Annotated in this window: 21 protein-coding genes; 15 read left to right on the top strand and 6 right to left on the bottom strand. The window is 44.3% G+C overall.

The window, feature by feature from the left end; translation table 11 throughout:
• Positions 1 to 25: 25 nt before the first annotated feature.
• The 14 genes from uvrB (at position 26) to HY960_08950 (ending at position 12,271) form a co-directional block, all read left to right on the top strand.
• Positions 26 to 2,041, top strand: a complete 2,016-nt coding sequence (gene uvrB / locus HY960_09015; GenBank protein ID MBI5215881.1) for an excinuclease ABC subunit UvrB — start codon at positions 26 to 28, stop codon at positions 2,039 to 2,041.
• Between the two features lie 8 nt (positions 2,042 to 2,049).
• Entirely contained in the window at positions 2,050 to 2,772 is a 723-nt protein-coding gene (locus HY960_09010; GenBank protein MBI5215880.1) for a ComF family protein, read from the top strand.
• Between the two features lie 146 nt (positions 2,773 to 2,918).
• Positions 2,919 to 3,467 carry a hypothetical protein gene (locus tag HY960_09005; GenBank protein ID MBI5215879.1) on the top strand — a complete coding sequence of 183 codons (549 nt, stop codon included), beginning with the start codon at positions 2,919 to 2,921 and terminating at the stop codon, positions 3,465 to 3,467.
• A gap of 196 nt (positions 3,468 to 3,663) precedes the next feature.
• Positions 3,664 to 4,671, top strand: coding sequence for a type I glyceraldehyde-3-phosphate dehydrogenase (gap, locus tag HY960_09000; protein ID MBI5215878.1), 1,008 nt, complete (start codon positions 3,664 to 3,666; stop codon positions 4,669 to 4,671).
• A gap of 82 nt (positions 4,672 to 4,753) precedes the next feature.
• A complete protein-coding gene (locus HY960_08995) occupies positions 4,754 to 5,947 on the top strand; it encodes a phosphoglycerate kinase (protein MBI5215877.1) in 1,194 nt (397 codons plus the stop codon).
• A gap of 27 nt (positions 5,948 to 5,974) precedes the next feature.
• Positions 5,975 to 6,874, top strand: coding sequence for a rhomboid family intramembrane serine protease (locus HY960_08990; GenBank protein MBI5215876.1), 900 nt, complete (start codon positions 5,975 to 5,977; stop codon positions 6,872 to 6,874).
• A 56-nt stretch (positions 6,875 to 6,930) separates the two neighbouring features.
• Complete coding sequence (gene ispG / locus HY960_08985; protein MBI5215875.1) at positions 6,931 to 8,070, top strand: flavodoxin-dependent (E)-4-hydroxy-3-methylbut-2-enyl-diphosphate synthase; 1,140 nt, start codon at positions 6,931 to 6,933, stop codon at positions 8,068 to 8,070.
• Positions 8,067 to 8,375 carry a DUF4258 domain-containing protein gene (locus tag HY960_08980; GenBank protein MBI5215874.1) on the top strand — a complete coding sequence of 103 codons (309 nt, stop codon included), beginning with the start codon at positions 8,067 to 8,069 and terminating at the stop codon, positions 8,373 to 8,375. Before ispG ends, HY960_08980 begins: the two co-directional genes overlap by 4 nt.
• Positions 8,372 to 8,602: a YgiT-type zinc finger protein gene (locus tag HY960_08975; protein MBI5215873.1), complete on the top strand. Its 231-nt coding sequence runs from the start codon at positions 8,372 to 8,374 to the stop codon at positions 8,600 to 8,602. The genes HY960_08980 and HY960_08975 overlap by 4 nt, the downstream gene beginning before the upstream one ends.
• A 42-nt stretch (positions 8,603 to 8,644) precedes the next feature.
• Positions 8,645 to 9,316: an insulinase family protein gene (locus HY960_08970; GenBank protein MBI5215872.1), complete on the top strand. Its 672-nt coding sequence runs from the start codon at positions 8,645 to 8,647 to the stop codon at positions 9,314 to 9,316.
• Positions 9,317 to 9,349: 33 nt separating this feature from the next.
• Positions 9,350 to 9,997: an insulinase family protein gene (locus tag HY960_08965; protein MBI5215871.1), complete on the top strand. Its 648-nt coding sequence runs from the start codon at positions 9,350 to 9,352 to the stop codon at positions 9,995 to 9,997.
• Positions 9,997 to 11,514: an insulinase family protein gene (locus tag HY960_08960; protein ID MBI5215870.1), complete on the top strand. Its 1,518-nt coding sequence runs from the start codon at positions 9,997 to 9,999 to the stop codon at positions 11,512 to 11,514. The genes HY960_08965 and HY960_08960 overlap by 1 nt, the downstream gene beginning before the upstream one ends.
• Before the next feature lie 114 nt (positions 11,515 to 11,628).
• Complete coding sequence (locus HY960_08955) at positions 11,629 to 12,102, top strand: type II toxin-antitoxin system VapC family toxin (protein ID MBI5215869.1); 474 nt, start codon at positions 11,629 to 11,631, stop codon at positions 12,100 to 12,102.
• 4 nt (positions 12,103 to 12,106) lie between these two features.
• Complete coding sequence (locus tag HY960_08950) at positions 12,107 to 12,271, top strand: hypothetical protein (GenBank protein ID MBI5215868.1); 165 nt, start codon at positions 12,107 to 12,109, stop codon at positions 12,269 to 12,271.
• Positions 12,272 to 12,313: 42 nt separating this feature from the next.
• Here HY960_08950 and HY960_08945 read toward each other — a convergent pair whose 3' ends face one another.
• From HY960_08945 to HY960_08920, 6 genes are all read right to left on the bottom strand, one after another.
• Positions 12,314 to 12,958 (bottom strand): hypothetical protein, encoded by a 645-nt coding sequence (locus HY960_08945; GenBank protein MBI5215867.1) that lies wholly within the window; start codon positions 12,956 to 12,958, stop codon positions 12,314 to 12,316.
• Positions 12,959 to 12,972: 14 nt separating this feature from the next.
• The gene (locus HY960_08940; GenBank protein MBI5215866.1) at positions 12,973 to 13,362 is read right to left on the bottom strand and encodes a RidA family protein; all 390 of its coding nucleotides are present in this window, start codon (positions 13,360 to 13,362) and stop codon (positions 12,973 to 12,975) included.
• An 11-nt stretch (positions 13,363 to 13,373) separates the two neighbouring features.
• Positions 13,374 to 14,333, bottom strand: coding sequence for a ParB/RepB/Spo0J family partition protein (locus tag HY960_08935; GenBank protein ID MBI5215865.1), 960 nt, complete (start codon positions 14,331 to 14,333; stop codon positions 13,374 to 13,376).
• Between the two features lie 3 nt (positions 14,334 to 14,336).
• Complete coding sequence (locus HY960_08930) at positions 14,337 to 15,131, bottom strand: ParA family protein (protein MBI5215864.1); 795 nt, start codon at positions 15,129 to 15,131, stop codon at positions 14,337 to 14,339.
• Between the two features lies 1 nt (position 15,132).
• Complete coding sequence (locus tag HY960_08925) at positions 15,133 to 15,570, bottom strand: CopD family protein (protein ID MBI5215863.1); 438 nt, start codon at positions 15,568 to 15,570, stop codon at positions 15,133 to 15,135.
• Between the two features lie 228 nt (positions 15,571 to 15,798).
• On the bottom strand, positions 15,799 to 16,473 hold the full coding sequence (locus tag HY960_08920) for a metal-dependent hydrolase (GenBank protein MBI5215862.1): 675 nt from the start codon (positions 16,471 to 16,473) through the stop codon (positions 15,799 to 15,801).
• A gap of 329 nt (positions 16,474 to 16,802) precedes the next feature.
• Here HY960_08920 and rho point away from each other — a divergent pair, with 329 nt between their 5' ends.
• Complete coding sequence (gene rho / locus HY960_08915) at positions 16,803 to 18,050, top strand: transcription termination factor Rho (GenBank protein ID MBI5215861.1); 1,248 nt, start codon at positions 16,803 to 16,805, stop codon at positions 18,048 to 18,050.
• The last annotated feature ends 87 nt before the right edge of the window (positions 18,051 to 18,137 follow it).

The raw sequence follows: 18,137 nt of genomic DNA, 5'->3' as shown, positions 1-18,137 counted from the left end.
ATCACAATAATATCAAGTGAATACAATGCCCTTTCAACTTACCTCTGATTTTCAACCGAACGGCGACCAACCCGAAGCAATTCGTCAATTGGTTGAAGGTGTTCGGCGCGGCGACAGGTATCAAACATTACTCGGAGTAACCGGAAGCGGCAAAACGTTCACCATATCAAATGTTATTGCACAAATGAACAAGCCGACGCTTATCATGTCGCATAACAAAACATTAGCGGCGCAGTTGTATGGTGAGTTCAAACAATTCTTTCCAAAAGACAGAGTCGAGTTCTTTATTAGTTACTACGACTACTATCAACCCGAAGCATACGTTCCACATTCTGATACATACATTGCCAAGGATGCGTCCGTCAACGATGAAATTGACCGGTTGAGATTGCGTGCGACGAGCGCATTGCTGAGTGGTGACTCGAATGTGATTGTGGTTGCTTCGGTGAGTTGTATTTATGGCATCGGTGCGCCGGATGAATGGCTTGAGCAAATGATTATTGTCAAAAAAGGGGAGACGATTGAACGGAACAAATTTCTCCGGAAGTTGTTGGACATTCATTATTTAAGAAATGATTTTGAATTTACTCGGGGAACATTTCGCGTTCGCGGCGATATTGTTGAAGTTATTCCTGCCGGCGAAAATGAGCAGGCATTACGCATACAGTTCTTTGGTGATGAAATCGAAAAGATTGTTGCAATTCATCCCTTGACAGGAAAGGCGATTGAAGAAATCGAATCGGAAGTGATTTATCCGGCAAAGCAATTTATCACTTCACGACCGACCATTGAGAGAGCGTTAGTCAGCATCGAACAGGAATTAGAAGAGCGACTCAGAATTCTTCGGGTGAACGGGAAACTCGTTGAAGCGCAACGACTTGAACAACGCACACATTTCGACATGGAGATGATGAAGGAAGTCGGTTATTGTTCCGGCATCGAAAACTATTCGAGACATATTGCAGGACGACCGCCGGGGTCACGTCCTTATTGTTTATTGGATTATTTCCCGAAAGATTTTCTCACCGTGATTGATGAATCGCATGTGTCAGTCCCTCAAATCGGCGGGATGTGGCATGGTGACCGCTCACGCAAAACAACCCTTGTCGAGCATGGTTTCCGACTTCCTTCCGCGTTGGATAATCGTCCGTTGATGTTTGATGAATGGGAAAAGATGGTGAATCAAATTATTTTCGTCAGCGCAACGCCTGGTCCGTATGAGATGAAGAAGTGCAAAGGAGTATTTGTCGAGCAGATTATTCGTCCGACAGGTCTGATTGACCCGGAGGTTGATGTTCGCCCGGTAAAAAATCAAATAGACGATTTGATTGCCGAAATTCGTGAACGTGTGAAAAGAAATGAGCGGTGCTTGGTAACAACTCTGACCAAGCGCATGGCTGAAGATTTGTCAGAATATCTGAGCAACATTGGCATCAAAGTACGGTACATCCATTCTGAAATAGTTGCGCTTGAGCGTGTAGAAATTCTCCGCGATTTACGGCTCGGCGAATTTGATGTTCTGGTCGGTGTGAATCTTCTTCGTGAAGGATTGGATTTGCCGGAAGTTTCACTCGTTGCTGTGCTTGATGCTGACAAGGAAGGATTCCTGCGTTCCGACCGTTCGTTGATTCAAACTGCAGGAAGAACAGCGCGAAATCTCAACGGAAGAGTAATACTCTACGCAGACACAGTTACAGGTTCGATGGAAAGAATGTTAGACGAAACAAATCGAAGAAGAACAAAGCAAATCGAGTACAACACCGAACATAAGATAACTCCGAAAACGGTATATAAAACGACTGAAGAAATAATGGCAAGCACTGCTGTCGCCGATGTTCGGGCGACCTACAATGAAAAACACAAATCTGAAACTTCGCTTGTCCCTGATTCAATTGTACGCTACCTGACGATGAATCAGAAGAAAGATTTGATTGAAGAAATGAGACAAGAAATGAGACGTGCATCGAGAGACCTTGAATTTGAACGTGCAGCGGAATTGCGCGATGAAATTCAGAAACTTGAACAAATGATTTCAGAATGAGTACCTTGATGACTGACAATTCTTTTGTATCAACTCTCACAAATGTATTCATCAAGCCTTTTCAAGAGATTGTATTCCCGCCATTTTGCATTTCGTGCGATGTCCGTTTAATGAAAGACGAATCAAGGATATGCTCGGACTGCTGGGAAAGTTTTTCTAAGTTAGACAATGATGATTCGTTATACATCAGTACCAGAGAACGATTCCAAAACGATGGAACAATTTCAGATTGTCTTGCCCCGTTTTCATTTGTGAAGGAAGGAACGTTGCAGACCGTCATACATAGTTTGAAGTATGAGGGTTTTACTTCGATGGGAATTCGGTTGGGAGAAGAAATCGGCAAAGTAATTCGTTCCAATGAAAAATTTTGCCGGAGCGATTTCTTAATTCCAATTCCGCTTCATCAACTAAAGCGGCGTGAAAGAGGCTACAATCAGAGTGAATACATTTGCAAAGGAATTTCTACCGTAACGAACATTCCCGTAGCTTCCTCTCTTTTGAAACGGGTGAGATATACCCAATCACAGACAAAACTCAACCAACAGGAGCGGAGCGAAAATGTAACAGGCGCGTTTCGACTTGCTTCAAAATGGAAAACTATATTAAAAGGAAAAAAAGTTATCCTCGTGGATGATGTCGTTACCACAGGCGCAACGATGCGTTCCTGTGCCTCGGAATTGAAATATTTTGGAGTCGGACAAATCTTTTCGGTCTCGGTCGCGTTCGCGTAACAATTTCTTTCAAAACAACGCGAAATCAACAGAAATAAAATAAATATTTTTGAAAAAAGCCTTGACTATTAGAATAATTTTTCGTAGTTTTACGGCAGTTTAACCACCCAATAATTGTTCAACAATTATACACTTTAGAGTTCTTCATGAAAAATCTCAAAATCATAATTTTGGCTGCTGTAGTATTACTCGGTTTAACTACGGCAGGGTATGCTCAGGCTGTAACAAGCATTACTGTTAATGCAGCGGCGACGCCGTTAGCGGTAACGAATAGTGATGGAGGTGTTGATGACGTATTACGTGCGACCGCGTACACCGTTGTGTATGATGCATACGCGGCGATTAGCGTTGTCAAGCCAAACAATAATGGTGAAGTAACGAACGGTGATGTTGGCTGTGATATTACAGGTGACCCGTTCTCCAATGTAGTCGTTGAAATGGATCTTCCTGATATATTAAACGGAATTGGTGGAACCACTCTTGCAATTACATTTCCAGCAAGTGGTCCGGGTTCAGGTGTTGTTGGTGAAACAGGTGGTTTCTTCAATCCGAATGTTGCTAACACATTCAACTTAGGCGCAGGATTGACGACTTTACGACTTGGTTATTCTTTCATTGTTCCGGCAGAAGTTACAATTGCGGGCGAAATTTTCGTAGGGCAAATTTTAACTAATACATATTACACCGGTTTATAATTTATTGACCAAACAACAAAAAAATCTTTTCTTTTTCGAAGTCACAGTTCTACTGTGACTTTTTTTTTGAATTCGTGTAGTTTTCAGGAAAAACAGGTTTTTGGTTTTCACTCCCTTTCTTGGTAAATTTTCCTGCCCATTGAAGGCAAATCTTAACATTTTATGAATATTAATAATTTTTTCTTGGAGTATTAACATGTCTGTGAAAATTGGAATTAATGGTTTTGGACGAATTGGAAGAAATGTACTACGCGCCGGACTGAATTCCCCTGAACTTGAATTTGTCGCCGTGAACGATATTACCGATGCAAAAACGCTCGGTCATCTTTTGAAATATGATTCCGTTATCGGCAACTTCGCCGGAACGGTGGAAGTAAAAGATGGAAATCTCATCGTGAATGGAAAAGTATTGAAAGTGTTGTCGGAAAAAGACCACACAAAACTTCCGTGGAAAGACCTCGGAGTTGATATTGTCATCGAGTCAACCGGGTTGAAGCATTTTACTGATGGAGATGCGGCGAAACAGCATCTTACAAACGGAGCGAAAAAGGTTATCATCAGCGCGCCGGCAAAGCAACCCGATGCAACGATAGCAATTGGTGTGAACGATGAGATTTATGACCCGTCGAAACACCACATCATTTCCAATGCCTCCTGTACAACAAACTGTCTTGCACCGGTTGCCAAAGTATTGTTACAAAATTTTGGTTTGAAAAAAGGAATGATGACGACTATACATTCCTATACAAATGACCAAAAAGTGTTAGACCTTCCACATTCCGATTTACGACGCGCACGTGCCGCCGCACTCAATATGATTCCTACTTCAACCGGCGCCGCGAAAGCAATTGGATTGGTCATTCCTGAATTAAAAGGAAAGTTGGATGGAATTGCTGTTCGCGTTCCAACCCCCAATGTTTCTCTCGTTGACTTAGTTATCGAATCAGAAAAAACACCAACGAAAGAGGAAGTGAACGCCGCATTCAAAGCGGCGGCGAATGGGTACTTGAAAAACATTCTCGAATATACAGAAGAGCCGATTGTATCAAGCGATGTAAAAGGTAACGCTCACTCAGCAGTATTTGATGCGCCGCTGACATTCGTTATGGGAACGATGATTAAAGTCTGTGCATGGTACGATAACGAGTGGGGATATTCGTGCCGAGTCATTGACTTAACAAAGAAGATCGCGGCAACACTGTAATTTTTGTTGTATGATAATTTGGCTAACGATGGCGTAATGTCTCGTTAGCCTTTTTTATTCCTTAAATCTGAAAATGAAAACTATGAACAAATTAACAATTGATGATATAAATTTTTCCGGCAAGCGCACGCTTGTGCGTGTTGATTTCAATGTCCCGATGAAGAACGGTGTCATTACTGATGATACGCGCATCGTGGAATCACTTCCGACAATTAAAAAAATTCTTTCCGATGACGGACGCGTTATTTTGATGAGTCACTTCGGTCGCCCGAAGGGAAAACGCAACATGGAGTTCACGCTCAAACCAGTTGCGGAACGACTCGCGCAGTTGTTGAACAAGCCTGTCAAATTTGCGCCTGATTGTATTGGGGTGGAAGTTGAAGTAATGGTGAACGGAATGTCGAATGGCGAATGTCTGTTGCTTGAAAATGTCCGGTTCCACGCAGAAGAGGAAGCGAACGATGCAAGTTTTTCCAAACAACTTTCTGTTTTGGGTGATGTGTACGTGAACGATGCCTTCGGAAGCGCACACCGCGCCCACGCTTCGACAGAAGGTGTAACGAAATTTATCAAGCCATCCGTTTCGGGTTATTTGATGAACAAAGAGATTGAATACCTTGGCAAAGCGGTCGGAAACCCTGTGCGACCGTATGCGGCGATTCTCGGTGGTGCAAAAATTTCCGGCAAAATTGATGTCATCCAAAACTTAATGGGTAAAGTTGACGTATTACTCATTGGCGGCGGAATGATGTTTACGTTTTACAAAGCGCAAGGACTCGAAGTTGGCAACTCGCTCGTTGAAGCGGATAAAATTGAATTAGCAAAACAACTTCTCAACGAAGCAAAACAACGGAACATTAAACTACTTCTGCCTGTTGATTGTATTATTGCTGAAACAATGGAAAACGAATCACTCCGAAAAACAGTGTCTGTCAACCAAATTCCGCAAGGATGGTCGGGCTTTGATATTGGTCCTGAAACGGTTAGATTGTTTCAAGAAGAACTGAAGAAAGCCAAAACAGTTGTATGGAACGGACCAATGGGCGTGTTTGAATTGCCGAATTTTGCTGAAGGCACAAACGCCATAGCGCGTCTACTGGCAGAAATTACTAAAACCGGCGCGACAACAATCGTCGGTGGCGGAGATTCTGCCGCGGCAATTGCTCAGGCAGGATTATCTGAATCTGTCTCGCACGTTTCAACAGGCGGCGGCGCATCGCTCGAATTCCTTGAAGGGAAAATTCTTCCCGGCATCGCCGCACTGACTAATAAATAAATGTAATATGTTCTTCAATCAATTATAATGTCATATTATCGTTACACAAGTTCGAGTTATCACCGCCCTTCGTTTTTCGGAGGGTTTAGTTTCTTTCCTCCTGTCATCAAGGCGTTACTGATTTCCAATGTTGCGCTGTTCCTGTTGGTGAACTTCTTCGGGATGTTCCAAATCGGTGGCGTGCCGTTGCAGTACTTTTTGAATTATGTCTTCGCGTTGTTTCCGCTTGGATATGGATTTGAAGTATGGCAATTGTTCACTTACATGTTCATGCACGGCGGTTTTATGCACTTGTTCATGAACATGTTTGCGCTCTGGATGTTCGGGATGGAATTGGAAAATGTTTGGGGCTCGAAAAAGTTTCTCATTTATTATTTGACATGCGGACTTGGCGCGGCGTTCGTTCATTTGCTTATCAGTCCCCTTTTCGGCGTTTCCGGCCCGACTGTCGGCGCATCCGGCGCTGTGTATGGAGTGTTGCTTGCGTATGGAATGTTATTCCCCGACCGTCCGATATTTTTATATTTCCTTTTACCGATTCGTGCACGTTACTTTGTCATTCTTTATATTTTGTTTGAACTGATTTCGGGAGTGACAGGTACGCAGGATGGCATCGCTCACTTTGCGCATCTCGGCGGAGCGTTGGTTGGGTTTATTTATTTGCTCGTTGACCAACACCGACTCGGACTTCCTTCGATGTTCAAAAAGAAACCGATGTTTTATGCTCAGCCGCAATACCGCTACACGGCAACGCGCCCGCAGGAAGAAGTAGGCGAAGCGACGTATGAGGATATTCAATCAGATGATAAAACTGAAACTCAATCACGGTTGGATGAAATCCTCGACAAGATAAATCAAAGCGGATATCAAAGTCTCACAGAAGAAGAAAAACGATTTTTGTTTGAAGAAAGCAAGCGATTGAATTGATTTACGATTTACGATTGATGATTGGATCATTGGATCTCGAATCAAAAAAATAATTTATGAAAGCAACATTACAAGATAACAGTAACATCGTAGAATTTTCAGTTCCTTCAAGTCCTCATCAAACATACAAAGTTGGTGTGAGAAGGAAAACCCGACAAGTGAATGTCGGCGGAATTCTCGTCGGCGGAAACGCTCCGATTTCCGTTCAGACGATGACGAAAACAAAAACATCGGATGTTGATGGAACCGTCAAGCAAATTCTCGACGCTGCTGAAGCAGGATGCGACATAGTTCGTGTAACCGTGAACGACAAAGAAGCGGCAGATGCAATCGGTGAAATTGTCAAACGCTCTCCTGTTCCCATCGTCGCCGATATTCATTTCAATCATGTCTTTGCGTTGAAAGCGATTGAGGGAAATGTTGCAAAAGTCCGGCTCAATCCGGGAAACATTGGCTCACGCGAACGAATCGAACAAGTGTTGACGGAAGCAAAGAAAAAAGGAATTCCGATTCGTATAGGTGTGAACTCCGGCTCACTCGAAGAAGACATTCTTGAAAAACATGGGTATCCGACTCCCGAAGCATTGTACGAAAGCGCTATGCGGCATGTTGAAATTTGTGAGGATTTCGGTTTTCATGATGTGATTATTTCGGTAAAGTCAACGGATGTGAAATTGATGATTGAAGCGTACCGTCTTGTTGCACAACGAACCGATATTCCGCTTCATCTCGGAGTTACGGAAGCCGGAACGACTCGCGTCGGCACAATCAAATCAGCTGTTGGAATCGGAACGTTACTTGCCGAAGGAATCGGCGACACGATTCGTGTTTCGCTTACGGATGAGCCGGTGAAAGAAGTGGAGGTGGGAAAAGAAATTCTCCGCTCGCTCAGTCTTGCATCACGCAATGTCGAGTTGATTGCCTGCCCGACTTGTGGACGCCTTGAAGTTGATTTATTCGGCATCATGGCTCAACTTGAGGAGAAACTTGCCGGTGTGAAAAAACCCGTGAAGATTGCAGTGCTCGGTTGTGTTGTCAATGGACCCGGCGAAGCAAGTGAAGCTGATATCGGTATCGCCGCAGGAAAAGGAGTTGCAATTCTCTATCGCAAAGGAGAAGTCATCAAGCGGGTGAAAGAAGAAGAGATTGTAGCAACTATTTTGGAAGAAGTGGAAAAGTTTCAACCGAGTGAATGATTGAGGATATCAAACGAAAAATTCGCTTAGGATTGTATGAATACAGCCATCATGCTGTTGACCAAACTATCATACGGTTGATACATGAACAAGAAGTTCGCGAAGGGATTGAAAACGGAATTGTCATCGAAGATTATCCTGAAGACAAATACGGACCGAGTTGTTTGATTTTCGGGCTGACGAACCAGGAGCGACCACTGCATATTCAATGCAGTTATCCAACTCGTGATCTTATCAAAATAATAACAGTTTACGAGCCTGATTCTAACTTATGGCTAAATTATATAGAAAGGAAAACAGAATGAAATGTGATTTATGCGGTGGGATTATCGTTGAACAAGTAACCTCGTATTCCATCGAAACCAAAGGGAAGATGCACTTGATTGAGCACGTCCCTGCTCGCGTGTGCACACAATGCGGCGAAAGGTTTTATTCTCCCTCAACGGTAAGAAAAATTCAGGAAGCAATTTGGCAAGAACGACAACCGGATAAATTTATTCAAATGCCGGTGATTGATTTTGTATCTATTTGAATGCTGTGTTATATATTTTTTTTTACTAATTGAAAGTCAGGTATGAAAAGACTCATTTTACTTTTACTCATATTATCAACATATATATTTGCGCAGGATGTACGCCTCTCCGTTCCGTACACACGGTTTACGTTACCGAACGGGTTGAATGTCATTCTGCATGAAGATCACACCGTACCGGTTGTAAGCGTGAACGTTTGGTATCACGTTGGTTCGGGAAATGAGAAGCCGGGACGAACCGGGTTTGCTCATTTGTTCGAGCATATCATGTTTGAAGGTTCGGGTAATGTGCCGGAAGGAAAATTCGACCAATGGCTTGAAGGAGCAGGCGGTGATAACAACGGCTCAACGACGACCGACCGGACAAATTACTATGAAAATCTTCCGAGCAACGCGCTTGAACTCGCCTTGTTTTTGGAATCGGACAGAATGGGATTTCTGCTCGATGCAATGTCTCCCGGAAAAGTGGACGGACAGCGAGATGTTGTGAAGAACGAACGCCGTCAGTCCTACGAGAACAGACCGTACGGGCTTGCGTTCCCGACTATCATGGAGAATCTTTACCCCAAAGACCATCCGTATCATTGGCCCACTATCGGTTCGATGGAAGATTTATCTGCCGCATCCTACGATGATGTTGTGCAGTTTTTCAAAACGTATTATGTGCCGAACAATGCAAGTCTTGTCATTGCCGGCGATATTGAACCGACATGAACCAAATCGCTTGTCGAGAAATGGTTCAGCGATGTGAAAGGGGGAAAGCAAGCGCCGCCACTTTCGTATCCACCTGCGGTGTTGACGGAGGAAAAGCGCGTTGTGCTTGAAGATAAAGTTCAACTGCCGCGGTTATACATGGCGTGGCATTCACCGAGAGTTCTTTCTCCGGGAGATGCCGAACTTGATATTCTTGCTAATGTACTTGCAGGAGGAAAAACTTCCCGGCTCTACAAACGGCTTGTGTATGATATGCAAATAGCGCAGGATGTTTCTGCGTTTCAGAGTTCCTCTAAAATTAATTCTTCTTTTATGATTATGGCTACGGCGAGAGAAGGATATTCACTCTCTGAACTTGAGAAGGTGATTCAGGAAGAAATCAACAAATTAAAATCTGAACCGCCAACAACAATGGAAGTTCAGCGAGCAGTCAATCAATATGAAGCGAGTTTTCTTGACCGGCTGGAAGGCGCTTCAGGAAAAGCAGACCAACTCAACAATTATTTTACCTTGACAGGTAATCCCGATTATTTTTATGAAGACCTCGCGCGGTATAAAGCCATTGACCTGAAGGATGTTCACTCGGTGTGCGATAAATATTTGATTGATGATGGGCGGGTCTTGTTAAGTGTCGTTCCGAAAGGAAAGACAGAATTAGCCGCGACGAAAGGAGGAAAGTGATGAATACGCAGTCCCCTGTTCCCGGTTTACAGTTTCCTGTTTTCAATACTCCGAAGAACAAAATGAAAAAAGTAATCATCCTCATTTCTTTATTCACGTTATTAGTAACACTTTCTTTAGCGCAAGCGCCTGATAGAAGCAAACCACCCGCGGCAGGTCCGCAACCGACATTGAAACTTCCTCCGATTCAGCATTTTACATTATCGAACGGAATGAAGGTTGTGTTGATGGAGAAGCACGAGTTGCCGCTCGTGGAAATGGAATTGATGGTCAACACCGGTTCCGTGATGAATCCTTCGGACAAACCGGGACTTGCAAGCATGGTCGCTGAAATGATGGACGAAGGGGCCGGTTCGCGCAATGCACTTGAACTTGCAGACGCGATAAGTTTTCTCGGAGCGAATATTTTTCCCTACGCGGGAATGCACACGAGTGGAGTTTCACTTCACACGCCTCTTTCTAAATTAGATGCGGCGATGGAGTTGTTTGCCGATATCATTATGCGACCAACGTTTCCTGCCGATGAACTTGAACGGAAAAAGAAAGAACGACTCACCCGATTGATGCAGTGGCACGACGAACCAAGAGCAATTGCAAACGTCATCTTTGGTCGAACGTTATACGGAACAAAACACCCGTACGGAATTCCTGACATCGGAAATGAGAAGAGTCTACGTGCGATGAAGTCGGAGGATTTGAAATCGTTTCATGCGCAGAATTTTCTCCCTTCTAACTCAACGCTCGTCGTTGTTGGTGATGTTCCTAAGAACGGAATTCAGCAGAAGTTGGAAAAGACCTTTGCCGGTTGGCAAGGAGGAAAAGCGCCGGAAGTGAAGTTGCCATCCGTTGACCAAGTGAGCGGAAGAAAAATTTATTTGGTAGATAAACCGGGTGCCGCACAATCGGTACTTCGTTTTGGTCGCATTGGCGTAGAGCGAATGACAGAAGATTACTATGCTATACAGGTGATGAATACGATTCTCGGCGGCTCGTTTAGTTCACGATTGAACCAAAATATTCGAGAGACACACGGGTACGCGTACGGTGCAAACTCTTCATTTCAAATGCGACCCACACCGGGTCCGTTCACGGCGGCATCGGATGTTCAAACCAACAAAACCGATAGCGCACTGATTGAGTTTATGAAGGAACTTCGCGGCATTTCGGAAATTTCGGACGATGACCTTGCACGAGGGAAAAATTATCTTGCGCTCGGTTATCCCGACAACTTTTCTTCTCTCGGTTCGATAGCAAACATGCTGAGCGAACTTGTCCTGTATAATTTGCCGGATGATTATTTCAACAACTACATCCAAAAGATTTTGGCAGTAACGAAAGAAGATGTTATCCGTGTTGCAAAGAAATACATTGACACGGAAAACATTGCTGTTATTGTTGTCGGTGACAAAAAAGAAATCGAGAAGGGAATTAAAGCGCTGAATCTCGGCTCTATCAAAAACTATTCGATAGTTGATGTGCTTGGAAAATCGCCTAAGGTGGATGAAGAAAAGAGATAAAGAACCAAAATCTATTATGTAATGAATTTCAACAAAAGGTCGGTTATGAGCCGACCTTTTTGTTATCTGATTTGAAAGTTTCAATATGTTTGAGTATTATTGGTTTGCAAATCTATGAAAGCCAAGTTATATCTCGAAACAACCATCCCGAGCTATTTAACTGCAAAGCCGAGCCGTGATTTAATTATTGCGGGGCATCAACAGATAACGCATGAATGGTGGAGAAAAAGGAAGATGAATTTTGACCTTTTCATTTCACAGTTTGTCATTGACGAAGTAAAAGCCGGTGATTCAGAAGCCGCAAAAGAACGAGTAAATTTAATCAAAGACATCCCTGACTTAGAGATAACGGATGATGTTATTATCTTGGCTCAGGCTCTCATAGTATCCCGTACTCTGCCGGCAAAAGCGGCGACCGATGCGGCACACATTGCTGTTTCGGCAGTGCATGGAATAGATTTTCTGATGACTTGGAACTGTGTTCACCTTGCAAATGCTTTTATCTTTAAATCAGTTGTAAAGGTTTGTAACCAATACGGGCATGGATGTCCGGTTATCTGTACCCCGGAAGAATTATTAGGAGAATAAAATTATGGTCAAAGATTATATTGTAGATGAAGTACGACGTATCCGTGAGGAACAAGCAGCAAAGTATAATTTCGATGTCAAAGCAATTATCACTGCGGCACAGAAACGACAGAAAAAATCAGGACGCAAGGTTGTTTCGTTTGCTGGAAAGAAGAAACTTACAGCTTAAGGATGAATTATTCTGTTATGGCGAAAGTCCCGACTGAACATTTTAAAACTTTAGTTTGATAGAGGCAGTAACTCTCGGCAACACTCTCCCATCGCTCCCCAAATCCGGCGTCACCTCAAAGTCATACAAGTTTGCTCCAACGTAGGCATCAATTACATTGACGAAATACAAAACACCGAGATACCAGGCAAACTTGTCGCGTTCGTCCCGAAAACGATCTCGGTTTAGTTTGTAATTTTCGATACCATTCGGATTCGCTTCTACACTTTGGCTGTAAAGAGTTCTGTAGTTTTGATACTCGTCGTTTAATTTCACCCATTCGTAAATCCAATATCCACCAAGTCCCCAAATGACAGGAACCTTCCAATACGTTTCGTTATAGAATTGTCCCGCGCCGGGAAGAGCGGCGGAAAGTCCGACGGCGAGCAAGGCGGATTTGGTTGGCGTGAAGGGCTTGTATTCCTGTTTTAACGTACTTGTTGTATCGGATTGGAAGGAAAGTGTATCTGCATGGATGTTAGGAATTACTTCCTGACTCTGAGCAGTGAGCAGTGGGCAGTGAAGTAAATATGAAAGAAAAAGGATAGCGAATAGTGAATAGTGAATAGTGAATTGTGAATTGTCAATCCTTATCAAACCACGAATGCCAAAGGCATCTTTTCGGGACCTGTAACCTCGAACCGTCAACTGTCAACCATCAATTAAGAAATAACTTCTGCGATTGCTTCAATCTCGATTCGCACATCTTTCGGGAGGCGGCTGACTTCGACGGTGGTTCTTGCGGGAGGATTTGTTTTGAAGAACTCCCCATAGACTTTATTCATGTCGGCAAACTCGTTCATATCTTTCAAAAAGACAGTTGTTTTGATGACACTTTCGAGCGACGCTCCCGCCTCTTCGAGAATTGCTTTGAGATTTTCTAATGCTTGCTGTGTCTGCGTTGCGATGTGAACGCCAACAACAGTTCCTGTTTTCGGGTTCAATGGAATTTGTCCGGCGGTGAAGACGAGCGTACCGGAAACTTTCGTACCCTGGCTGTAGGGACCAATTGGCGCAGGGGCACTCTGTGTGAGGACGATGGATTTTGTCATAGATGTTGCTTTCAATGAGGAATTTGGTTTAAGAGTTCGAGCAGACGTTGCAAGTCATCATTCGAATAATATTCAAGCATGATTTCGCCCCTGCCTTCCTGTCCGATTCTGATTCTTACTTTTGTTCCGAGAATACGCTGGAGATGTTCTTCAAATCCTTTCACGGAAACATCAACAGAAGGAATTGGCGTGAAGGCGGATGCGGGAGTAATGACATCGCGCAGTTCAATTTTCTTGAGCGTTTGCTTGACTAACTTTTCAACCTGACGAACGCTCAATTCATCTTTCGTGACTCGTTCAAACACACGGAGTTGCGTTTGTTCGTTCGGAAGAGAAAGTAAAGCACGCGCATGTCCGGCAGAAAGTTTTCCGTTGCGAACCGATTTCTGAATTTGTTCGGGTAGTTTCAGCAAGCGGAGAAAGTTTGCAATCGTTGTCCTGTCTTTTCCGATTTTGTTTCCGATATCTTCCACCGATAAGCCGACATCGCTGATGAGCCGCTGATATGAAATTGCAATTTCAATCGGGTTGAGATGTTCGCGCTGTAAGTTTTCAACAAGCGCAAGTTCGAGCATTTCTTCATTCGTGTTGACTTCGATAATGTACGCGGGAATGGTCGGGAGACCAAGTTCCTGAGATGCACGAACGCGTCGCTCGCCCGAAATCAATTCAAAATATCCGTCACCGGTTTTCCTGACAGTAATTGCCTGAATAATACCTTTTTGAGAGATGGATTGCTTCAGTTCGTCAAGCGCATCCTGATTGAAATCAGCACGGGGCTGGAAAGGATTGGGTCGCACCTTTGCAAGTTCAATGTGTGTGATGTTGCCGGTTTCCGCTTCTTGCTGTTGCGGTTGTTGAGCGACTACCTCCGGCTGTTCCGTCGGTGATGATTGTACTTGTTGTTGTGGCTGTGCAGAAGGAATCAATGCCGAAAGACCTCTGCCTAATCCGCCTTTTTGTGGTGTCATAAATTATGCTGAAACCGGTTGATGTTGAATTGAATTAGTTTGTCTGCTGAGAAATTCTTTTGCCGCGTCCATGTAACTACGTGCGCCTGTCGAGGCGGCATCGTACATGATAATCGGTTTGCCGTAACTTGGCGCTTCGCTGAGCCGCACGTTGCGCGAAATGACGGTCGAGTATGCTTTCTCTCCGAAATAGTTTCTGATTTCCGTGAGGATCTGATTCGAGAGTTTGAGTCGTCCGTCGTACATCGTCATCAGGACGCCTTCGATGGAGAGTTTGGGGTTGAGCCCTTGCTGAACCATGTTGATGGTGTTTAATAATTGTCCCAATCCTTCGAGCGCGTAGTATTCGCATTGAACAGGGATGAGAACCGTATCTGCGGCGACCAAGCCGTTGAGTGTAAGAAGTCCGAGCGACGGAGGACAATCTACAAAAATAAACTTGAAATCGTTGCGGAGTTTTTCCACTACGTTCAACAACATCCGCTCGCGTCCTTCGGTTCCGACAAGTTCGACTTCTGCGCCGACGAGGTTGATGGTCGAAGGGAGAAGTGAGAGGAACGGCGTTTCGGTTTTGATGATTGCCTCGTGCGGGGGTGTACCGTTGATGAGAACGTCGTAAATGTTTGTCCGTTCCTGGCGCGGGTCGAAACCGATGCCGCTGGTTGCGTTTGCCTGCGGGTCAATATCAATCAGGAGCGTGGGGAATTCTGCAATCGCCACGGTTGCCGAGAGATTGATGGCAGTCGTTGTTTTTCCGACGCCGCCTTTCTGATTTGTTATGGTGATGACTTTTCCCACGTTACATTCCTGCGGCGAGTAAAAGCGCCGTGATTCCGAGTGCGATGTTGATTTTTCTGAACTGGCTCAATCGTTGTCGAACTAATGTGATGGTTTCTTCGTTGCCGTTGTTTGATGAAGGCGATTGAAGATAGGAAACCATTCGCGCGTAACCAAACGCGTAAAAGAGCATCACGAAAAATGTCAGTTGTTTGAAACCAAGTAAGCGTTGCCACTGTGTTTGATAGGTAAACCAGTGAAATTGCGGGTTGAGTAACATCATGATGATTCCGGTGACGGCAATGGTCCAGACGCTCATCCACACGAAGGCGACGAAGCGGGCGTGGATTTTTTTTGCAAGCGAATCTGCGGGTTCGCCTTCTGCCTGTGCGATGGGGACGGCGATGGCGCTTTCAAACAAGAGACCACCGAGCCAAATAATGACACCGAAGATGTGCATGGAGCGGCAAGACCATAGAAGGAAATCCACGTTACCTAACCTATCCAACAAAATAACATAGATACAGCACGTAACTGTACGGAAAAGTTTTTACTGTCATTCCCGCGAAAGCTGGAATCCAATAATTCGTTCGATTTCGACGAGCGCTGATTGGATACCTGCTTGCGCAGGTATGACACAACCGGTTAGGGGATAGCATCGATTCTGAATGACAGTTTTCCGGGGGAATCATATATCTAATGAGTCGCCGGGTTGGAGGATTGTGCCGCGGAAGCCTTTGGCTTGAATTCCCTGAAGAAAGAGATTCGGGTCGGCATTGATGACGGGGAATGTATTATAGTGCATCGGGATGACGAACTTGGGATTGGTGAGTTCGACTGCTTTGACTGCATCGTCAATTCCCATGGTGAAGTTATCGCCGATGGGGAGAAGCATAACATCAACGGGATTCATTTCACCGATGAGTTTCATGTCATAAAATAATCCGGTGTCGCCGGTGTGGTAGATTGTTTTCCCGTTGATGGTGATGAGAACGCCCGAAGGATTTCCTGTGTAGGTTCCGTCGGGGGCGCAGGAGCCGTGATGTGCTATAGTAAACTTGATACGTCCGAAGGGAAACTGGTGACTGCCGCCGATGTGCATGTTGTGCGCTTTCGCGCCTTTGGATGCAACGTAATCGGCAAGTTCATTGATGGCGACGATGGTGGCGTTGCAACGCTTGGCAATCGGGATTGCATCGCCGAGATGGTCGCCGTGTCCGTGCGTGACAATAATATAGTGTGCATTGACTTGTTCCGCCCGAACGGGGGATAACGGATTGCCATCGAGGAACGGGTCAATAAGAATATTGGTTGAGCCGTTTTGGAGAAGGAACGCGGAATGTCCGTAATACGTGAGTTTCATCGGGGAGTCTTTCTCATTTCGGGGAAAAATATAACCGTTTTTTGGAATGAATCAAAGTACTTTTATGAGATGGGTTTCTTAAAATTTTAAAAGGAGACTTTTGAAGCGGCGAAATATTTCTGCTTTCAATACTTGATTATCTCTCAGATTCCCCTTATATTCGTACCGGTTTGAGGATACATTAGCCAATAATCTTCACCAAATCTACTTAAACTCATCAACTTTTATTTCAATGCTGTTCACGATTCAACAATGATTGTTGTTAGGGATTCGTGCAGTGTTTTTTTCCATTTTAATTTACCAGATGTAAAAGGTACAACACCATGTCAATGGATATGTCGGATCTGAAATCGAAAAAGATTTCGGAACTCTCGAAGATTGCTCAGGAAATGAATATTATAGGGTACAGCGACCTTCGGAAACAAGATTTAATTTTTAAGATATTAGAGGCGCAAACACAGCAAGACGGGATGACATTCAGTAAGGGAGTGTTGGAAAGTTTGCCGGACGGATATGGATTTCTACGTTCGGTTGATTACAATTACCTGCCTTCCCCCGATGATATTTATGTCTCTCCTTCGCAAATCAAAAAGTTTAATTTACGAACCGGTGATACGGTTAGCGGACAAGTGCGCCCGCCAAAAGAAGGAGAACGATTTTTTGCATTATTGAAAGTCGAGGCGGTGAACGATGTCAGCCCGGATGCGATTCGTGAACGGGTGTTGTTTGATAATCTCACTCCTCTCTATCCGAATCAAAAGTTAAAATTAGAGACTGCACCGGGGGAGTATGCAATGCGTATCATGGATTTACTGACGCCGATTGGTAAGGGACAGAGAGGAATGATTACCTCGCCGCCGAAGGCAGGTAAAACGGTTCTCCTTCAGAAGATCGCGAACAGCATTCTCCGCAATCACCCGGAAGTTTTTCTTATCGTCTTGTTGATTGATGAACGTCCCGAAGAAGTTACCGACATGGAGCGTTCGGTGAATGCGGAAGTGATTAGTTCGACATTCGATGAACCGCCGGAACGTCACGTTCAGGTGGCGGATATGGTGCTTGATAAAGCGAAGCGATTGGTGGAAGCAAAACGGGATGTTGTCATTCTGTTAGATAGTATTACACGTCTTGCTCGTGCGCATAACACGGTTGTTCCACACAGTGGAAAAATTCTCTCCGGTGGTGTTGACGCAAATGCTCTCCATCGCCCGAAGAGATTTTTCGGAGCGGCTCGTAACGTGGAAGAGGGTGGAAGTTTGACAATCATCGCAACAGCGTTGATTGAAACCGGTAGCAGAATGGATGAAGTGATTTTCGAAGAGTTCAAAGGAACAGGAAATATGGAAATCATTCTCGACCGGAAATTGAGTGACCGCCGCGTGTTCCCCGCCATTGATGTGAATCGTTCGGGGACAAGAAAGGAAGAACTGCTTCTTGATTCGGATGACCTCAACAAGGTTTGGATATTGAGAAAGTTTCTCAGTGACTTTTCTACCGTCGAAGCGATGGAATTTTTGATGGAAAAGATGCGTGGAACGAAATCTAACAAAGAATTCCTCAAAGTAATGAATAGTTGAGAGATTTTCTTAAAAAAAAAGTAACATTTATTCAATTTTTCTCTTGATTTTTCCATTTTTTCGGGTTACATTCAGTGCATTATGAAC

The sequence above is a fragment of the Ignavibacteriota bacterium genome (assembly GCA_016212665.1).
Taxonomy (GTDB): domain Bacteria; phylum Bacteroidota; class Ignavibacteria; order UBA10030; family SZUA-254; genus FW602-bin19.
The sequence above is the reverse complement of the archived record's forward strand: the minus strand, read 5'-3'. Positions and strand labels throughout refer to the sequence as shown.